Source organism: Sphingomonas melonis, assembly GCF_013409985.1.
GTDB lineage: Bacteria > Pseudomonadota > Alphaproteobacteria > Sphingomonadales > Sphingomonadaceae > Sphingomonas > Sphingomonas melonis_A.
The window spans coordinates 39792-57957 of the sequence record NZ_JACCBY010000006.1 but is presented as its reverse complement, the minus strand read 5'-3'; the positions used below and the strand labels follow the sequence as shown (position 1 = coordinate 57957).

Sequence of the window (18166 nt, the reverse complement as noted above, 5' to 3'; positions counted from 1 at the left end):
GGCGGAAATGCAGGGATAATTCTGGGGGCGTCCGCCCCGTCCGGCCCGTCCGGCGGTTTCCCGTAGAGGGGTAATTTCCTGCCCTCCCTCTCCGGTCTCTATTCTTCCTAAAGAATAGGGGGGGACGGGGGGGACGGAGGCAGGAAAGCACCGGAAAAGCTGGCCTAATCGCGCCCCCCCCCCGAGGGCGGACGGCGACCGGACGGGGGGAGGACGCGCGCCCTCACATCGGCCTCCCGTCATCTGCCGGGAACAGAATGGCCCTCGGCACCTCTATCGAGGCGTCACCCTTGGCCCAGGCTTGTACCCGCTTGCCCGCAAACCGCAGTCGGTCATCAGGGGGACGGCGCCAGCCCAACCGCGTCATCGCCGCGTGCAAGCGATCACCATGCGCTTGGGTCCGTTTCGCCTTGTCCTCCAGCCCGACTGCGGCCCAGATGTCCTCCGCTCGCACCTTCCCTTCGGCACCGTCGAGAAGGTCCGCGAGGGTATCGAAGAAGGTGTCACGGACCAGCCGCTTCGCCTGATGCTCCCCGGCGACTGCCCATAGGTGCGGGGCCAAGCGGATGCTCTCGCCAGTCGCTTCCCGCGCCGCCGCTTCCGCCCATATCTGATCGCGGTCGCGCCGCAGGGCATCGAGGTCGAACCGATCAACCTTCACCGGCCAGAACCGCCGATTGCCGGTCGGGTCACGTAAGTATTGATCCGCGTTCGTGGTGCCGAAGAACACGCACTGCCGGGGACGTTCGGTCGTCAAGCGCCCGTAGGACATTCGCGCCTTGTCGAACTGCCGAGCGACCTGCGACTTGACGTTCTCCACGTCGCTCTTGTTCAGGCCGCTCATTTCCGCGAACTCGATCAGCCAGCCCCCGGCGATCTGCTCCATCACGACTTTGCTGTCCGCGCCGAGCGGCAGACTGTCCACGAACCATTCATCGCGGGTTGCTAGGGCTCGCAGCGCGCCGCTCTTATTGCCGCCCTGAGCGCCCTCAAGGACCAGCACCTCATCGAACTTACACCCCGGCTTCCGAACCCGACGAACACCCGCGATCAACGGAATGGCGCTAACGGCCCGCGTGTACTCGTTATCCTCGGCACCGCCGTAGTGTGACAGCCAGGTATCTAGCCTCGGCACCCCGTCCCAGCGCCGCGCATCGAGGTAATCACGGACGGGATGAAACGCGCGCCGGTGTGCATAGTCGGTCACATAGTCCCACCAAGCATCCTTCGCGTATTTCAGCCCGCACCGCTCACCGACGATAATGCGGAGGTGCGTAACGTCTTTGTCACCCAACACCGGATCAGCGTTCGGCAAGCCCGACTGAACAAAGCGGTGAGCGAACTCATCATATCGGACCGTGACACCGAGAAGGTCGAGCGACAAACGCGCGTTGCCGGACGACTTATAGGGATTGCCGTCCTCGTCTCGCTCGAACGGTTGCCAAGGCGGCGTCTCCTCAACGATCTTGAGCAGCGCCTCTTTCGAGTTGCCCGCCTCTATCCAGTCAGTGACGTCGCCTTTGGGCGGGAGGTCCGGCAGGCGAATAACCTTGATCGACTTGGCGTATCGCCAGAGCCGGACAGGAAGCAGTTCGCCCCGCTGTTCTCCATTCTTATCGTTGTCGATCAGTAGGACGATGTGGCGGTAGCGTAGATGCTCGCCGTAATCATCGCTCCATTTCTTCCACCCGTCCGGGTTGGTTGTGGCGATGAAGCCCAAAGCGCGAAGCGTATCCACGTCCTTCTCGCCTTCGGGGATGTACACCGGGGCTTCTCGATCCGCTTCGGTATCGCGGACAAGCTCATCCAGCCGATACAGAAGGTCGGCGGTTTCGCCTTTGCCCTTCAAGACGTGCCGCAGCCCTTCCAGATCGAAGAAAGCGCGAGGGTCATCAGCGACGGCCATCGCATACGCGCTGCTGCCGCTCTCGAAAGGGCGACCAGTGGCGAACACCTTCTCTCCGTCAGCACAACGGCCCTTGTATTTAACGAAGGCGATGGTCCCGTTGAGCCGCCGATAGGGATATTCGGCTTCATAGGATGTAGTCGCATCCCACCGTCGCCGGTTCGGATCGTCGGGCGACCACGAACCGCGATCGGCTTTCTTTTGCCGTGCATCGACGGCATCGTGATCGGGCTTCAAAGTAACCTCCGGGGTGGCGCGCGTCGTTTGGTCGGCGCGCGCCGCTTCGTTTTCAGGGTCGAGCATCGCGGCCCTCCGGCAATCGCGCGCGGTCGAGGGCGGCGAGACTCACCGCCAGCCCGACCGTCGCGAACAACATGGCGAGCGCGTTCATTCGTCGGTGCCGACAACGGAGGCCGCTTCCGCGATTGCTCGCGCGACCTTTTCCCGCAGACCCCGCACCTCGATCATCAGCGCCGTCTCGACGCAGCCGCCGGATACGAAGCCGGTGGAGAGGTCGAGGTCGGCGGTCGGGTGGATCGAGGTTGAGCCGTTGGCGAGCGTGACGACGGTGAACTGGTCGGCGGTCGGGTGACCCTGCATCGCCCGATGCAGCCGGGTCGCCAATCGGCCCGCCATTTCGCGCTTGTGGCCCTTATCGCGCTGGCCGAGGTAGAACTCTGCCGCCGCGATCTGGTCGAATGACCAGCGCGGGTAGTCGGCGGTAGGGGCGAAGCCCAGCGCCTTGGTGGACTTGTCATCCTGCGCCTGCTTGCGATCCCAGTCGCGATTCAGAGCGGGAATGATCTTCTTGTGGACGTAAGGGCTGGTGAACTGGGTCTGCATATATACCTCCTCGTTTCGAGGCTTATTTTTCGAGCGCGCTCGTTTCAGTCGAAAGTATTAATTCGACCGATTACTTGAGAGCGGCGTTCCGATTGCCCGTGGCGGGGTTGGCGTCGTCGCGAAAACCGAACCGATGTTCGGCGCAACGGGTCATCGCTTCGCCCCAAGCGGTATTCTTGTCTGCGAACGTGACGCGGCGCTCCCCGTCCGGCATGGGCGGATCGAAGAAAACGGCCCACGTGTCGGCGGCGCGGTCGAGCACGACGACCGGCCCCGGCGGGCCGAAGTCGAAATCATCGTCCATCTTCTGCGCTCAGGCGCAGGGGCGGGCGGGATTGTCGCTGGCGTCGCGCAGAGCAGCGCGGGAGGCTAGGAAAGCCTCCACGTCCTCAACTAGAAATGCCTTGCGGCGAGGACTCAGTAGAATAGGCGCTTTTATTTCGCCACGTTCCACCAAGCCATCCAAGGCGTTGCGAGAAAGGCCGAAGCCCTCGCGTAGATCAGCGTATGAATAGACAAGTCTCTTGCTCATCGTCGTCCCTTCCTTCGGGGGTGCCGAAGCACCAGGAGGGCGCTCTAAAAGCGCCGGGACACGCCAAGAGGAACATACTTATTCCCATAGATAGAGGGAAAATGCGCTCTCACCCCTCAACTCGTCGCATTTACGTAGCTCGGATCGGCACGACCTTGTCGGCCCCCGCACCCCGGCCCGAGCAATACGCAGCCCAATCGGCCATCAGCCGCTTCCGCTTCTCGAACAGGTCGCCACGGCGGTATGCCGCCTCCACCGCGCTGCTGATCGCGTGGGCCAGCGCCATTTCGACCACGGTATCGGGGTATGCGGTCGTCTCCGCCGCCCAATCCCGAAAGGTCGAGCGGAAGCCGTGGGCGGTCAGGTCGGTGCGTTCCATGCGCTTGAGCGTGGCGAGCAGGGCCATGTTGCTGAGTGGCTTGCCCTTCGCCATCGGACTGATGAACACATAGTCGCTGCTTTCATCGCGCGGCATCGAGCGCAGGAGCGCAACCGCCGCGTCGCTTAACGGCACCCGGTGATCGCGGCGGGCCTTCATACGGTCGGCGGGGATCGTCCACACGGCGGCGTCGAGGTCGATTTCGCTCCACGTCGCGCCCAGCGCCTCGTTCGTGCGGGCAGCGGTCAGGATGGCGAACTCAAACGCGCGGGCGGCGACACCCTCCCGCTTCCGCACCTCGGCCATGAAGCTCGACACCTCGGCATAGGGGAGCGCGGAGTGCGACTTTACCCGCTTCACCTTCGACTGCTTCGCTAGCAGGTGATCGAGGTTGCCCTTTAGGCGTGCAGGGTTGTCACCTGTCCGGAGCTTCCGGGCAGTGGCGCGATCCAGCACCTTCTCGATACGGGCGCGCACCCGGCCCGCCGTCTCCGGTTTGGTGGCCCAGATCGGCTCAAGCACCCGATACACTTCGTCGGTGGTGATCGCGGCCACGTCCATATCGCCCATGACGGGATAGGCGTAGGTGGTCAGCGATTGGCGCCACTGGCCTTCGCTCTTGCCATTCGTCCACCCCGGTACGAGCGACGCGATGCAATCCTCAGCGACCTCGCGGAAGGTAACGACAGTCGGCGCTGCCTTCGCGCGCTCCGCTTGCTTCTCGGCCAGCGGATCGACGCCACGGCGGATCATCCGGCGGAGTTCAGCGGCGCGGTCGCGCGCTTCGACAAGTCCAAAGGCGTCATCGAGCGGGCCAAGACCCATCTGACGGTTCTGCCCGGCAATCGTGTAGAGCAACGCCCAAGACTTGCGCCCACCCCGCCCAACACAGAGATACAAGTTGTCCCCGTCTCCGTACCGCCCCTTCTCGGTCAGACCTTTGATCCGCCTAGCGCTGAGCTTTCCCATTGCTGTTCGCCACCCTTGTTCATGCTTTGTTCGACCCCTGTTTTAACCCCTGATTTGGCTCAAAGTCGACAAATATGACGAAGGTTCTCGAAGGCGCTAGAAAGCGGATCGAGTTGGCTAACATTCTGAAATGCTGTGGAAAGCAGCGCGTAGAAGGCGCTTAGGGGCTCTCGAAAAAAGAACGCCTGGCGGAGACGGAGGGATTCGAACTACTTTGGGGAAGCGCACTCATTTTCTGCTGGATACCCCCACCGATACCCCCATCCGGGATCGGCTTAGCCTTTGCTACCGACGTTGGTGGCGGCGGGACCATTCAGCGCCACTGTGATCAGGCGCCCTCGTTCGCTATGATCCAGGTCGAAGGCTTGCGCACATTCAGCGATGAGGGCGGCAACCTGGTCGTTGTCGACCGATGAACGTCCGATCTCACCGCCGGTGAAGATGATGTCCGTGGACGTGACGTCGGTGCGGCTGGGCATCAACTTGTAATCCACCGTATAGGTCAGCCAATCCTCGTTGTCGTCCTCTGGGTCGAAGAGCGCTCGAGCCTGATCGACCTTATCGTCCAAGTCGTAATACGAGGATACGGATCGAGCGACTGGAGCATAGGGTTCGGGGAAGTCGTCAGGGACGGCCGAGTCCTCGATGGCGTGGGCGAGTTCGTAATTGTAGCCGTCCTCATCATCTTGATAGTGGATACCCCGCCGAGCGAGCTCCTCCGACAGCTCCTTGAGGCGCTCACGGAACATCCTCGTCGCGGGGCGAACGGGTTCAGGCGTAGTGCCGGTGTGTAAGTCGAGCCAGCGCATCAATCCATCGGCGAGGACACCGTAGCGAAACTTGGGACGTGCTCGCCGCCAGTCGGCTGCGAGAGCTCTCGCCTGATCTCCACGTCCTGATCCATTGGCGACCGCGAGCGCCTCTAGGTCATCGTCGTCGCGCTCAGCGCGAAACGGCGCAATAAGTAGCGATTCGCCATCCGGATCAAGCATTGCCTGACGCTCGCCTTCCTGAGCAGGCGGATAGACCAACGTGAAGGCCGCATCGCCATGCAGGGGCATTCCGAGGAACAGCTCGCCGGCCCTTGGCAGATCGAGGCTGCGCCACGCGATCGTCAGTTCCGAGCGCGAGAGCGCCGACACGTTCCGCAACGCCGCCCAACAATGCGCCGAGTGCTGCACGCCGATAAACCAGATGCCGTCACTCGGAAGGGACAACTGCTGCCCGAGGAGCGCGGTGGGAAGCGTCAGTATGTTGTCTTCGGGCGCGTCGACGACGTCGTGACCGGCGAGGAGGACGCATTGGTCCGGGCTCAAGCCCCAGACCTCATCTATGTCCTCACCGCTGAGCAGCGCGTCAGCGTCGAGCGCGGTTGCCGCCGGGTTTTCGAGCCGCGCCAGCGCCGGCGGATCAATGCGCCGCCACCGCAAGCGGGTGAACTCGCCGTAGAGGATTGCGCCCATGTGCCGCCACCCTACCCTGATGCCGCGAGGGTGGGGCGGGCGGGTGGGAGGAGGGATTGGAGGGTGAGGCTTTCGGTTATTTGCTGGTCCCCCAGGAGGACATAGTGCCAAGGCTTGCCGTCGCCATCGGCGGCGAAGGCGTTGGCATTGTCGACCCAAGCGCGGGCTGCGCGGGCTTTCTCCTGCACGACGGCATCGGACAGTTCGTTCTGCGCCTTGACCTCGACGATCAGCTTGGCGTCGGTGCATTCGACGACGAAGTCGGGCTCGTAGCGGCGGCCCCGGTCATACTCGATGTCGAACTGGCCCGGCGCCGGGCGCAACCAGCGAACCACGCCCGACCATCGATCGCTGTCGATCGCGGCGGCGAAGCGGCGCTCGGGGTCGCTGTCGAACTTGTGGAACTGATACGGTGACTTCCGCGAGCCGATAAAGACGAAGGACGGTGTCGCTGAGAGCGGGTGCGCCGCTTGCCCGAGCGGCAGCACGCGGGTCGGGTCATAGCCGAACTGTTGTGGCCGGAGCGTCTTGAACGAGCGGACGCGCCGTGCACGATACTCGGCCGGCGTCTCGCGATAGTGGCCGCGCATCTGCGCGAAAACGAGGTCGGCGAGCCGCTTGCCATGCTCCAGCGCTACCGCCTCGACCTGCGCCTCATCGTCGAGGTAGCTGCGCAGGTAGGCAATCACCTGGCCGGCGAGCTTGTAGAGCAGGTCCGCCTGGCTGTCGTAATCGACCTCGGGCAGCGCGAGCAGGTGGCGGACGATGTAGTTCTCCGGCCGTGCCTCCTTCGGCCCCTCGACGCCCCGGGCGAGCTCGCGCTGCGCGTCGGTGCGCAGGTTGCGGACGAGGATGGTGTCGGAGCTGGGCCGGTAGCGGATTGTGTCGAGCCCGGACAGGTCGAAGTCGTCGAACCAGAAGTTGACTTCGCGGCTAGGCAGCACGACGATTTCGGGGATCTCGATCGCATTATTGGCAAGGTCGACCGCGATCTCGGCCACCAGCGCCTCGACGGCGGGCTGCGGCATCACCGCGTCGAAGCTGCCCTGCGCCGCAGCAGTCGCGCGCCGGACGTCGGCGGCGATGGCGGCCTGAACCTCCGGCTTCTTCAGGTCGGCAAGGCCGCCGGGCAGGGTCCGCTCGCGTTCGCGAATAAAGGTGAGCGTCGCGTCGGCGATGGCGACCTGCTCGGGCGTCGGCGGGACGTAGGGCGTGGCCGCCGGCTCGGCGACGCGGCCCGCAAGGTCGGGCAGCGCCGGTTGCCAGCCGATGAACCGCGCCTCGGTCGTGGACGGCACCGACAGCACCTCGCGCGCGGCGGGACGCACGTCGCCATTCTCACCGATCGTCAGCGTCTTCATCGCGACAAGCGAGTCGGGCTTGCGCGCTTCCTGGATCACCGCGTCGAACCGGTCGTGGGCGATGACGGTCAATGTATCGACCATCTCCACGCCCGTGCGCTGGCCATAGGGCAGGCGCAGGCCGCGCCCCAGCGTCTGCTCAGTCAGGATCTCGGAGGCAGAGGCACGCAGGGGCACGATGGTGAAGAGGTTGGTGACGTCCCATCCCTCCTTCAACTTGTTGACGTGGATGACGATGTCGGTTTGCGCGTCGTGCTCCAGCCCGACCAGACGCGCCATCGCCTCGTTCGACTCCTCGCCCGTCTGGTTCGAGTGGACCTCGGCGACGCGGCCGCAATAGGCGCCGCGGAAGAAGTCGTCGCTCTCGATATACGCCCGCAGCTCGGCGGCGTGGCTCGTGTCCTTGGCGACGACGAGCATGAACGGATGGACCACCGGGCGGGCGGACTGCTTGGCGTAGATCTCCAGTTCGACGCGGACCTGCTCGTGATAGGTGACGCCGTCCTCCAGCATGATGCGCTCGAGCTGGGCGCCGTCGTAGTCGGCGCGGCGGAAGTTCTCGCGCGTCGCTACCGCCGGTTCCTTGACGAAGCCATCGGCCATCGCCTGCCCCAGGCCATAGCGATAGATGACGTTGCGGAAGTCCTTGGGACTCGTTCCAACCGTCTTGGGCGTTGCGGTCAGCTCCAGCCCCAGCTTGGGCGCCAGTTCATAGACCGCGTTGGCCGCCGCCTTGGCGCGGTAGCGGTGCGCCTCGTCCATCAGCATGACGAGGTCGTCGAGCCCGGCCAAATAATCGAAGTAGCTTTCGCCCAGCGTCTCGCGGAACGAGCGGATGCGGCCCTTTTCCTTGTTGATCTTGTCGACGTTGAAGATGTTGATGATGGCGTCGCCGATCAGCTGGGTTCCGCGAATGCCGCGTCCCTCGTCCCAGGTGTCGCCGGTAACGATGATCGGTGGCGCCTGGGCGAACTCGGCGATGCCTTTGAACACATATTTGGGCGAGGACTGGCGCGCGAAGTCCTCGACCAGCTTGTCGTAGATGGTGGTGTTGGGAGCGAGCAGGAAGAAGTTCTTCGACCGGCCGGTGAGATACAGATAGGCGATGAACGCGCCCATCAACCGCGTCTTGCCGACCCCGGTCGCCAGCGCGAAGGCGAGACTGGGGAACTCGCGCTCGAAGCTCTCGACCGACGGGTAGGAAGCGCGAATGTCGGTGAGCAGCGCTTTCACGTCGACCGTGCCCGTCCAGTCGATCCGGTCGGCAACGTCAGCAAGGATCGCGAGCGCCGCCTCCTGCGGGGGGCGCAGCGACAGCCGCTGGTTCACCTGGCGGCGGATGCGCTGGTGCGGGGTCAGCATGCCCCGATCGGCGTCAGCCATCGACGTGCTCCCCCGCCGCCGCGAACAGTGGGCCACTATCGGGCGGGTCGTTCGCCGCGGTCGATAGGGCTGCGACGTTGAGCGAATAGTCGTCGCGGCCCCATTCGCATTTAGTCAGGATGGTCGACGGAATCTTGCGGCAGGTGAGGTTCGGAAAGGCGTCGACCGAGCCCGAGAAGGCGCGCGCGCAGATCATCAGCGTGCGGCCCGGCCCGACCTCGTCGGACAGGAGCTTGAGCGCGTCGTGGGTCAGGCTTTGGGTGGTGACGTAGAGGAAGTCGGTCTCACTTGACTGGCCGTGGCGCCAGTATTCAGCCTCGTCCTGGGCTGGCGCATAGGTGAAGCCGAGATGCTTGCACATCGCCTCGGCCAGCATCGCGGCGTTGTATTCGCGCGCGATGACCCAATTGCCCCAGTGGTCACGCTCGAGCAGCGACGGGGCAAGCGTGAAGTATCGAAAGCCGCCACCGCCCTCCCAATCGACCGCCTTCGTCACGCCTCCCGCGTCCTCGCCATCGATCACTTTGGTGAGGCGCGGGACGATGTGCGTGTCGGCATGGTTACCCTTCTCTATGAGGATCCACCGTCGTCGCATCTTGTGCGCCACCGCACCGGTCGTGCCTGACCCCGCGAACGAGTCCAGCACTAGGTCGCCAGGTCGCGTGCACATCGCGATGACCCGCTTGATCAAGGCCTCCGGCTTCTTGCCGTTAGGGAATACTGACCCACCTTCCTGACCCACGCCGCCCGTCGTCTTAATGTCGGTCCAAAAATCGCCTGGATTTCGCATAAGGTTTTCATCCGCGAAGATGACCTGGATACGTGGTTGCTTTGCAGAAGGGTCAAAGTCGGTCTTGTAGAGGTAGATCAATCCACGCGCTGATAAGGCTGCTGCGATCTCCTGCCGCAGTTGTGGCTGCGCCTTCGCCAGCGCAAGAACGCTGGACGACCCGACAGCCTGAATAATCCGCCAAGCATTATCGAACTTGAAACGCTCCTGCTCCTTCTTGTCAGAAATACCTGCTCGCTGAAAATATGATGAAAGGCTTTCCGTCGTGGCACCCTTGAGTATCTCGTTGCAGCGATTAACGCCATCCTGTGATCGAATATCGGCGCTAATTATGCCTTTCAATTCCTCTAGGGCGTCCCTTTCCACGCCGACCATCAGCGTTTTATATTCATCGTTCCACGCGCCGATTGGCACCAAATCAATCGTAAGCTGCGGTGTTGTTTGATTGCGATAGATAAGAAGGTATTCTTTGAGCTTCGGCAGTCGACGTTCGGTATGCGACATCTTTACGCCAGATGCCTCGCTCATCTTGACTGCAACGATGTTCACGCGATTTGCGCGACCGAAGATCTCGTCCATCATTACGCAAAGATATGGCATCTCCTGATCATCGATCTGAACGACAATCAGGCCATCGGTCGCCAGCAGGTGCCTCAAGAGCACGAGCCGTTGATGCATCAGGCTAAGCCACAGCGAGTGCTCCAGTCCATCGTCATAGAAGGGCGTAGCCGCATTGATATTATATGGCGGATCGATGTAGATGCATTTGATCCGCCCCGCGTATTCTGCCTCCAGCGCCTTCAGCGCGAGAAGGTTGTCTCCCTTGATCAGCAGGTTATCGAACAGGTCGCCATGGCAGCGCATAGCGGCGTGGTGCGCGCGATCGGGGTGTTCGATCAGGATGCGCGGCTCCAGCGCGGGCTGTTCGTCCTTGCCCGGCCAAGTCAGTTCGAGCTTCGTCTTCTTCACAAGATTTCCTCATTCGGGTCGCGCGGACCCATCAAGCCGCCAGCTTCCGGCCCCTCGATGGCGAGCTTCGGCGGGGCCGCCTTCACGCGCTTCTCGACCAATTTGATATGCTCGTCGGCGGGAATATCCTCTGGCATCGTCCCACCAATCTTGCCGATAGCGGCGCGAACCTCGCGCCCGACAGTATGGTGAGCGTCGATCGCGCGCTGCTCGCCACGGATGCCCTCGCGCGCCAGCTTGTCGCGCGCCTGGGTCATGCGGAACTGGTTGGCGGCCAGCTCGGTCGAGTTCATCCGGTCCATCAGATTGTCGCGAGCGCCGATGCCCTTCTTAGCCTTGATCGCGTCGACCCCGCGCCCGTCATACATGCCCTTGTAACCAGCGTCGTGGAAGATGCCGAAGCGCCGGTCGGCGACACCCGCGGTCCGAGCGGCCCCGGACAGGTTCTTGAACTCCTCGCTGATCTGCTTGCGCATCTCCAGTCGCTCGACGTCCGCAGCATATTCGTCGGACAGCTCCTGCCGCCGGGTCTGCACAGCGAAATACTTCTGCGCCTGGGCGATGGCCGGCTTTCGGGGGTCGCCATTCTGGGCGATCAGGTAGCAGGCAAAGCGGGACAGGTGGAAATCGTCCACCTCCCGCTCGGCCCCCTTGCCGGTAGGGATCATTTTGCCGGCGCCGGCAAAATGATAATCGCAGGTATTCCCCGACTGCTCGCACGAGGTCATCGCGCGCCGGATGGCATCCTCGAACCGGCGCCACTGGCTGTAGCCAAGCAGCACCTGCAGGTCGCGGGCGCTCCAGTAATCCGCTCCGTATGCGTTGGTGCGGCGAAGCTCCTCGAAGGTCGGCGGGTGAGCTGGAACAGGCGAATCGGTCACGTAATGATCCTGGGCTAAGATGATGCCGAGCAGAACATGCTAGCAACCGCGGCTGATAGCGCAAAGCACATCATCGGTTCGAAGGCAGATCACGGTAGAGAGCCCCTCGGCGTGTCTTGAGTTCGCGCACGCGGTCGCGCTGGTCCCGGATTGCGTTGCGAGCCCCTTCGACAGACCCGGCCCCCACCCGCTTGTTCTGCGCCGCCTTCAAGCGGGTTTGCAGGAATTCCAGTGCGACCTCCGCCGCGCGGAGATCAGCCGATGCCTGATCGTAGCGGGTCTTGCGGTCGGCCACGACCTCCTCGCTCTGAAGGAACTCGGCGTAGCGCCAAGCTGCTCGGGTGGGCGGCTGCGCATAGCCGAAGCCCACTCCGCCGGCGCGTTTCGTCGAAGCCCCCGATGTTGGCGCGGAAGAGGCGCACCACTGGACGCACCAGAGCGGTTCGATCTCAAACAGGATATCGCCCCGTTGCCACAGCATCTCCTCCGCCGCCTCTGCGTCGCGACGCAGGCGAGCGCGCTCGGCGCTCATCGCCGCGACCGCCTCGTCATTCTCCCTTTCGATATCGGCGATCACCGCCAGCAGCGCGGCGCGCGCCTCCGGGCCGGTGTCGGGCAAGCGACGGCGGCGGTTAAGTTCGGCGATCTGCCGCTCGGCTTCGCGGGTCGCCGCCGCCGTCCGCGCCTCAAGCGCCGCGATCCGCGCTGCCGCCCGGTCGGCGAGCCCGGCGAGGTCGGCGTTCATCTCGCGCTGCCAACGTGCGTAGAGCGCGCCCTCCTCCTCGCACAACAGGTCGTCGAGCAGCTCGGGCGGTTGTTCGCGGCAATGCTCCAGCGCCTGCCAGCGGCACTCGGTCAGATGCACCGCCCGCCAAGAGGGGATTGGGTTCTCCTGATCATCGCAGCCGGCGATCAGAATTTGGCGCAGGAGGTCGTGCGCGCTCTGCACCGTGGCGCGGGCGGCCATCAGCCAGCCCGAGCGGCCGCGAAATGCTGCGACGTGCTGCCACGGCCCCTCATAGCTATCGAGGTCGAGCTCGAGGCACAGCGGGGCCTGACCAAACTCGGGGAACATGGAGGTTAGGCGGCCTGAGCCAGACCAGCGCTTAACGCGCCGGTCGATACGGTCCAGCGCACGGTGAACAGCGGCTCCATCCGCGGTTCCTGTCCAAGAAGGGCAGCCATGTCGTCCAGCCGCTCGCCCACCTGCCGGCGGACAGCCTTTTTCTGCTCATGCTGGCTGAACACCAGGTTGTCGCGCTCCGCGTTCAGGTTGCGGACGTCGCGCATGATCTTCAGCTTTTCGTCCATTGACAGGTGCGGCGACAGCTTGGCGCGCTCCAGCTCCTTGATGTCGCTTTCGAGCTCGGCGACGCGGGCCTGCGTCTCGATCTCCATGTCGCGGGCGTAGCGGGACAGCCGCTCCTCCTCCTCGAGCAGCCATTTGTAGTTTTCCTCCTTCACGCGGGTCGTGAAGGCGTCGAACGCGGCTCCCCCGAGCGCGGCGATCTGCGCCTCTGGCACAACATCGGTAGCTCGGCCCGACGAGATCGCGGGCGCCATCAGCAGCCGGTCACCGATCTCAGAGGGGATCAACTCGCCCGCATCGGTTTCAGCGACGACGATGATCTGCTCGCGCGGCGCGTCGGCGACCGGCATGACCGCGCGAAACACACGCATCCAGCCCGACTGGCCGGCGAGGTCGGGAACGCCGCTCAGTTTGCCGGCATAGGGGTAGGCGGCGGGGTCGAAGGTGATCGCCTCAACCGTGTCGGCATGGGGCCGTTCCTTGGCGCGGGCGACGATCTCCTCGCCCAGGCCGTCATTGACCCGCAGGAACTGCCAGTCCTCGGCGTCCGCCTCTTGCCAGCGGGTCGACCAGCGCCTTCCGTCATGATCGAAGACGCGGGCGTCGGGCGTTGGGAAGTGCGCGTCGGCCAGCTCGGCATGCGCCACCATCAATAACCGCCGCTCGAACTCGGGAACGATCTCGGCGATGTCCTGCTGGCGGCGATGGAGCTTGGCGACGACGTCGGAGTCCATGTTTTCCAGCACCTTGCCGCGCGCGACTTCCATGTCGGCGTCGATCGAGTCCTGGATGCGGGCGGTCAGCTCGTCGAACTCGCGGTCGGCCTCGTCGGCGCTGCGGCAGGACTGGACGATGCGCAGCACCTCGCGCTCGAAATCGATACCGTCGGTGAGGATGCCGAGTACGTCGTCGGACGCGCCGAACACGCCGTCGAATAAGTGGAGCTTCTGCTCCAGCAGCTCTTGGATGCGCGCCTCGGCCCGGTTCTTCAAGTTGAGCATGTTAACGACCGTCACGTCGACGAGCTGGCCATAGCGGTGGCAGCGGCCGATGCGCTGCTCCACGCGCTGCGGGTTCCAGGGCAGGTCGTAGTTGATCAGCAGCGAGCAGAACTGGAGGTTGATTCCCTCCGCGCCGCTCTCGGTCGCGAGCAGGATGGTCTTGTCGTCGCTCCGGAAGGCTTCGACGATCGCCGCCTTCATGTCGGCGGTGCGTGACCCGGAGACGCGGTCTGTGCCGGCATGGCGCTGCAGCCAGTCGGCGTAGATCGCGCGGCTCTCCTCGTCGGCATTCTGGCCGTTCATCACGGCGATCCGGCCCTCATAGCCGTGCTCGGACAGGAGCGCGTGCAGATAGCGCTGGGTTCGGCGGCTCTCGGTAAAGATCACCGCCTTGCGCTGCCCGCCTTTGCCCTGGATCTCGTCGAGCACGATCGGCAGGTTCTGGACGAGCTTCTCGCCCTTGGCGTTGATGCCGATCGACAGCGCCAGGTCGCGCATGCCCTCGACCAGCGCGATCTCCGCGGCCAGCCGGGCAGGGTCGACCGGGGGCGTCGCGTCGCCGTCCGACTCGTCGAGCGCCTCCTGCTCGTCGGCGAGGCTGTCCTCTAGGTCGTCGGTCATATCGACCGACGCCGCCTGCTGACGCCGCAGGCGTTCCAATAGGGTGCCGAGATACTGCGCCGCCGCGAAGGTGGAGGAGCCGAGCTGCTTTCTCGCCTGCAGGATAACGAGCGCGTTGTTCCTCCCGCCATAGGCGACGGTGTTGGGGTCCTGCAGATACTCGGACAGCATCTCGTAGAGCCGCGTCTCCTCGTCATATGGCTCGAAGGTGAAGGTGACGGCGTGGCGGCGGCGGAAGTTGATGTGTCCCGCCTCCTGAACCTGCCGGCGCAGCGTGCGATGGCAGATCGGCTGGAGCCGGTCGCGGAGCAGTTGCTGGCTGGCCGGGGTGGCCGAGGCACCGAGATACTGAGCCTTGAACGCGGCTGCACCGCCGAAGTGGGTCTCGTCGATCATCGACACGAGGCCGTAGAGCTCCATCAGCGAGTTCTGGAGCGGGGTCGCGGTCAGCAGAATCTTGAAACGGTCGCCGATGGCATCCTTCAGCGCCTTGGCGCCCTTGGCGGTGTTCTTGGCGTGGACGTTACGCAGGCGATGAGCTTCGTCGAACACGACCAGGTCCCACTTCGCGGCGCGGATCGCGTCGGCCTTGCGGGCAGCGAACTCGTAGGAAGTGATGATGATCTGACCGGGCAGCTCGAATGGCCGCCGCTGCCCAGCCTTGACCAGCTCATTGAACGTCTTCGCCTCCAAGATCCGGCTCCGGAGCGAAAACTTCTCGAACAGCTCCTGCGACCATTGCTTGCGCAGCGAAGCGGGCACGATCAGCAGGATACGCTGGCGCTGCTCGGCCCAGCGTTGCGACATTACCAGCCCGGCTTCGATGGTCTTGCCCAAGCCGACCTCGTCGGCGAGCAGGACCCCTTTTGACAGGGGCGATCCGAGCGCGAATAGTGCGGCATCGACCTGATGCGGGTTCATCTCAACCCGAGCCGACGTCAGCGACCGAGTGAACGCATCCTCGGCGGTGCCCGCCACGGTGAGCCGGTGCGCGTGGTAATGGGCCTGAAGGGGAAGATACGATGCCACCCTGTTTCCTCTCTTATTGTCGGCTTATTCTTCGTTGAACAATTTAAGGCCGCATGAACTATCGACCGCGTAATGGAGCGTCGATTGCCAATCATGCTCAGTCGTCATCATCTCGCCTGTTCTGCTTGAGCGGAATCTCGACATAGCTGGCGGCCCAGCACGATCATCGCTCCGGTGTCGCGCCCGCAATAGGCGCGCAGCGCGGCATCCAGCGCCAGCCGGCGCTCATCCGTGCAGCCAGTGGCGGTCGCTTCGGCATAGGCATCCTGCGCGCTGCCGCCGTCTTTTACCTCCAATCCGGCATAATCCAATTCGGCGGCGATGGTGGGCAGCACGGCCTTGATCGACCAGCTGCCGCGCTGGTCGCGATGATACCAGTTGGCGCGGGTGACCGGCAGCAGATCGACGATGCGCGCGGCCATTGCCGTCAGCGCGTCGGCGAGGTCCGGAAAGGCAGCAGCGAGTTCAAGGATGCGCGCTTTCTCGAAGCTGGCGTTGTAGCCGATGACCGCGCCGGTCGCCGGCACCATCGCGACCAGCGCTTCGGCACAGGCGCGGCGGGGATCGCTCCCGTTCAGGCTCAGGAACTCGCGGTGGGTGATGGCACCGTCTGCTGTCTCGACGTGGGCCGAGAACTGGAACGGCACCTGCTGGTAGGGGCGTGTGCCGATCCAGCGCGGGACGGCGAAGCCGATCGTCTCGAAATCGAGCCAAGTGCGCGGGAATGTCCAGCCGGCCATCGCGGCGCGGGCACCCTCCACATCGTGATAGACCTCGCCTGACACCGTGGCACGATGGACGCGAGCGTGGGTGGCGTTGGTCAGCGCTGCGGAATCGACGGCCAGCAGGTCGACGATGCCCTGCTCGACCCATCGTTTGCCGCCGCCGTGCGGCAGCACCGTCACCGGCCATTCCGGCCCGGCCGGCAAGGCCGCGTGGCAATAGCCGGCAAACTCGCACGGGAATGGCGCATCACAATGGGCGCCCGGCGCGGTGTCCGGTTCGAGACCGGCCAGCGTCGCCCGCGCGACGGCGACGGTTTCGCCACGGCGCGCGATGACCGGCTCGGCCGCTGCCATCAGATCGGTGTCGGCGAACAGGCCGTCGAACTCGCCCTCGCGTTCGAGCACGAAGCTGCTGTCGATATGCCGGATCGCCGCGCTGCTGATCGGCACGCCGGCGCTGCGCGCGACCCAGAGTTGCGTGGCGAGGTCACCGACATGATAATCCTTGGCCTTGGTCGAACTCTTGACCTCAGCCATGTGCCAGCCATTGGCGCCATCCGGCTCCAGCACGTCGATCCGCACGAGAACGCCGTCGTGCTGCAGCGTCGCCTCGAAGATCGGTCGATCGTGATCGCCGTTGAGCAGCGCCTGCGTCGTGGCGAGCGCCACCGCGAGATCCGGCTCGGCCTCAACCATCACGCCATCCGGCAACAGCGCGCAGGCGATCGCGCCGACCTCGTGTCCCGTCGCGAAGCGCGCTTCGGCGCCGTCGTCCTGCTCGGCAAGCTCCCGGCGATGCACGGACAGCCACAGCCGCTTGGGGCATTGCTCGAACATAGTGATCTTCGACTTGGAGAGGCCGTAACGGCGAGGCGACCGCATCAGGCGTTCCCGAGACTGATGTCGCGGATCCGTTTCAGGAACTCACGCAGACCTTCCTGAACGGCGGGCTCGTTGAGCTTGAGCGCCGAAAAAGCAGGGAAGCCGCTCAGCTTGGTTGTGCTCAGCGGACCGACGATGTCGACTAATTGATCATAGAGCGACTGGCGAACCTCTTCAGAAGCGAAGGCCGGCCGGCTCATAAGATAGCTCAGCGAGAACTGAACCATGCCCTTGCCGTTCCTGTTCAGGCCCATTGGAAAGAGAACGTCAGTCGGCAGATCGAGCACGGCGACGATAGAGCCCTGAGCCGTTGTCACCTCTGCATGACCGCCCGCCTCTTCCACGACGCGGACGTAAGCCTCTGCCGCATCCACCGTCGCCGAGCCGAACTTCGCCAGATGCTCCTCTATCCACGCCTCGCGCCCGATCGGCGGGAGCGCGGAGCGCGCGGCCTTCTCGGTCTGGGCGCGCTCGGTTTCGCCGATGATGCGGGGCGTCAACGCCGTCACGCCGCCTTCGCTCTCGAACCAGGACAGCTCGACCGCGCGGACGTCCGCCTTCATCTGCTCGTTGAGGAATTCGACGATCCGGGCGAGTTCGCGCGGGATCGTATCGGCGACGAACACCATCTTGATCCGGCCGGCGGCGAAGTTGGCGTCGACCTGCTCCCAGAACTGCTGCGGGTCGCCTCCCGCGCCGAGAAAGGTCGCCAGCTCGACATCGGCGTCGCGGCCCTGCTCGACCATCGTCGCGGCGAAGCTCTCGGCGATGCGCCCGCCCTGCCAATATGCCGTGCCATTGGCGGCATAGTCGAGCATCTGCCCGATAACCTCGCGGCGCAGGCGTGTATCGACCGCTCGCTTCAACTCCACCAGCACGGGCACGCCGCTGCGCGTGACGAAGAGGTGGTCGAGCGACCATCGCCCGCTGCCGTCCTCGCGATCGGCGATCGGCTGCTCGCGGCGGATCAGAAGGAGCGCGCCGTCCTGGTCGGATATGAGCTCCGGGTGCGCCGCCACCAGCTTCTGCATGAAATCCTCACTCCTGGGTTCGGACGGGCGCATGGCGGTGAGCGTGCCGGCGGCGTCGACGGTATAGATGATGCTGCGGGTCAAGGTGGTCT

13 protein-coding genes are annotated in these 18166 nt (G+C 64.4%); all 13 read right to left on the bottom strand.

The window, feature by feature from the left end; genetic code table 11:
* Positions 1-223: 223 nt before the first annotated feature.
* The 13 genes from HD841_RS16800 to HD841_RS16740 all read right to left on the bottom strand — a co-directional run bounded on the left by HD841_RS16800 (position 224) and on the right by HD841_RS16740 (position 18158).
* Entirely contained in the window at positions 224-2209 is a 1986-nt protein-coding gene (locus HD841_RS16800) for a virulence-associated E family protein (protein ID WP_179510049.1), read from the bottom strand.
* A gap of 84 nt (positions 2210-2293) precedes the next feature.
* The gene (locus tag HD841_RS16795; protein WP_179510048.1) at positions 2294-2749 is read right to left on the bottom strand and encodes a hypothetical protein; all 456 of its coding nucleotides are present in this window, start codon (positions 2747-2749) and stop codon (positions 2294-2296) included.
* Between the two features lie 70 nt (positions 2750-2819).
* Positions 2820-3053, bottom strand: a complete 234-nt coding sequence (locus tag HD841_RS16790; RefSeq protein WP_179510047.1) for a hypothetical protein — start codon at positions 3051-3053, stop codon at positions 2820-2822.
* Between the two features lie 9 nt (positions 3054-3062).
* On the bottom strand, positions 3063-3281 hold the full coding sequence (locus HD841_RS16785) for a helix-turn-helix transcriptional regulator (protein ID WP_179510046.1): 219 nt from the start codon (positions 3279-3281) through the stop codon (positions 3063-3065).
* A 130-nt stretch (positions 3282-3411) separates the two neighbouring features.
* Complete coding sequence (locus HD841_RS16780) at positions 3412-4629, bottom strand: tyrosine-type recombinase/integrase (protein WP_179510045.1); 1218 nt, start codon at positions 4627-4629, stop codon at positions 3412-3414.
* A 275-nt stretch (positions 4630-4904) separates the two neighbouring features.
* Positions 4905-6092 carry a hypothetical protein gene (locus tag HD841_RS16775; protein WP_179510044.1) on the bottom strand — a complete coding sequence of 396 codons (1188 nt, stop codon included), beginning with the start codon at positions 6090-6092 and terminating at the stop codon, positions 4905-4907.
* Positions 6093-6103: 11 nt separating this feature from the next.
* A complete protein-coding gene (locus HD841_RS16770) occupies positions 6104-8836 on the bottom strand; it encodes a DEAD/DEAH box helicase family protein (RefSeq protein WP_257015696.1) in 2733 nt (910 codons plus the stop codon).
* The gene (locus HD841_RS16765) at positions 8829-10595 is read right to left on the bottom strand and encodes a site-specific DNA-methyltransferase (protein WP_179510043.1); all 1767 of its coding nucleotides are present in this window, start codon (positions 10593-10595) and stop codon (positions 8829-8831) included. Before HD841_RS16765 ends, HD841_RS16770 begins: the two co-directional genes overlap by 8 nt.
* Positions 10592-11476 (bottom strand): DNA damage-inducible protein D, encoded by an 885-nt coding sequence (gene dinD, locus HD841_RS16760; protein WP_179510042.1) that lies wholly within the window; start codon positions 11474-11476, stop codon positions 10592-10594. The genes HD841_RS16765 and dinD overlap by 4 nt, the downstream gene beginning before the upstream one ends.
* Positions 11477-11546: 70 nt before the next feature.
* Complete coding sequence (locus HD841_RS16755) at positions 11547-12551, bottom strand: hypothetical protein (protein ID WP_179510041.1); 1005 nt, start codon at positions 12549-12551, stop codon at positions 11547-11549.
* Positions 12552-12556: 5 nt separating this feature from the next.
* On the bottom strand, positions 12557-15436 hold the full coding sequence (locus HD841_RS16750) for an SNF2-related protein (RefSeq protein ID WP_373563054.1): 2880 nt from the start codon (positions 15434-15436) through the stop codon (positions 12557-12559).
* Between the two features lie 107 nt (positions 15437-15543).
* Positions 15544-17043 carry a DUF2779 domain-containing protein gene (locus HD841_RS16745; RefSeq protein WP_257015692.1) on the bottom strand — a complete coding sequence of 500 codons (1500 nt, stop codon included), beginning with the start codon at positions 17041-17043 and terminating at the stop codon, positions 15544-15546.
* Complete coding sequence (locus HD841_RS16740) at positions 17043-18158, bottom strand: hypothetical protein (protein ID WP_179510040.1); 1116 nt, start codon at positions 18156-18158, stop codon at positions 17043-17045. The genes HD841_RS16745 and HD841_RS16740 overlap by 1 nt, the downstream gene beginning before the upstream one ends.
* Positions 18159-18166 lie beyond the last annotated feature (8 nt).

Bases quoted from the DNA above. Each gene is read 5' to 3' on its own strand.
- HD841_RS16800 (WP_179510049.1), bottom strand. From the start codon at position 2,209: ATGCTCGACCCTGAAAACGAAGCGGCGCGCGCCGACCAAACGACGCGC.
- HD841_RS16790 (WP_179510047.1), bottom strand. From the start codon at position 3,053: ATGGACGATGATTTCGACTTCGGCCCGCCGGGGCCGGTCGTCGTGCTC.
- HD841_RS16755 (WP_179510041.1), bottom strand. From the start codon at position 12,551: ATGTTCCCCGAGTTTGGTCAGGCCCCGCTGTGCCTCGAGCTCGACCTC.
- HD841_RS16775 (WP_179510044.1), bottom strand. From the start codon at position 6,092: ATGGGCGCAATCCTCTACGGCGAGTTCACCCGCTTGCGGTGGCGGCGC.
- HD841_RS16795 (WP_179510048.1), bottom strand. From the start codon at position 2,749: ATGCAGACCCAGTTCACCAGCCCTTACGTCCACAAGAAGATCATTCCC.
- HD841_RS16780 (WP_179510045.1), bottom strand. From the start codon at position 4,629: ATGGGAAAGCTCAGCGCTAGGCGGATCAAAGGTCTGACCGAGAAGGGG.
- HD841_RS16770 (WP_257015696.1), bottom strand. From the start codon at position 8,836: ATGGCTGACGCCGATCGGGGCATGCTGACCCCGCACCAGCGCATCCGC.
- HD841_RS16785 (WP_179510046.1), bottom strand. From the start codon at position 3,281: ATGAGCAAGAGACTTGTCTATTCATACGCTGATCTACGCGAGGGCTTC.
- HD841_RS16745 (WP_257015692.1), bottom strand. From the start codon at position 17,043: ATGCGGTCGCCTCGCCGTTACGGCCTCTCCAAGTCGAAGATCACTATG.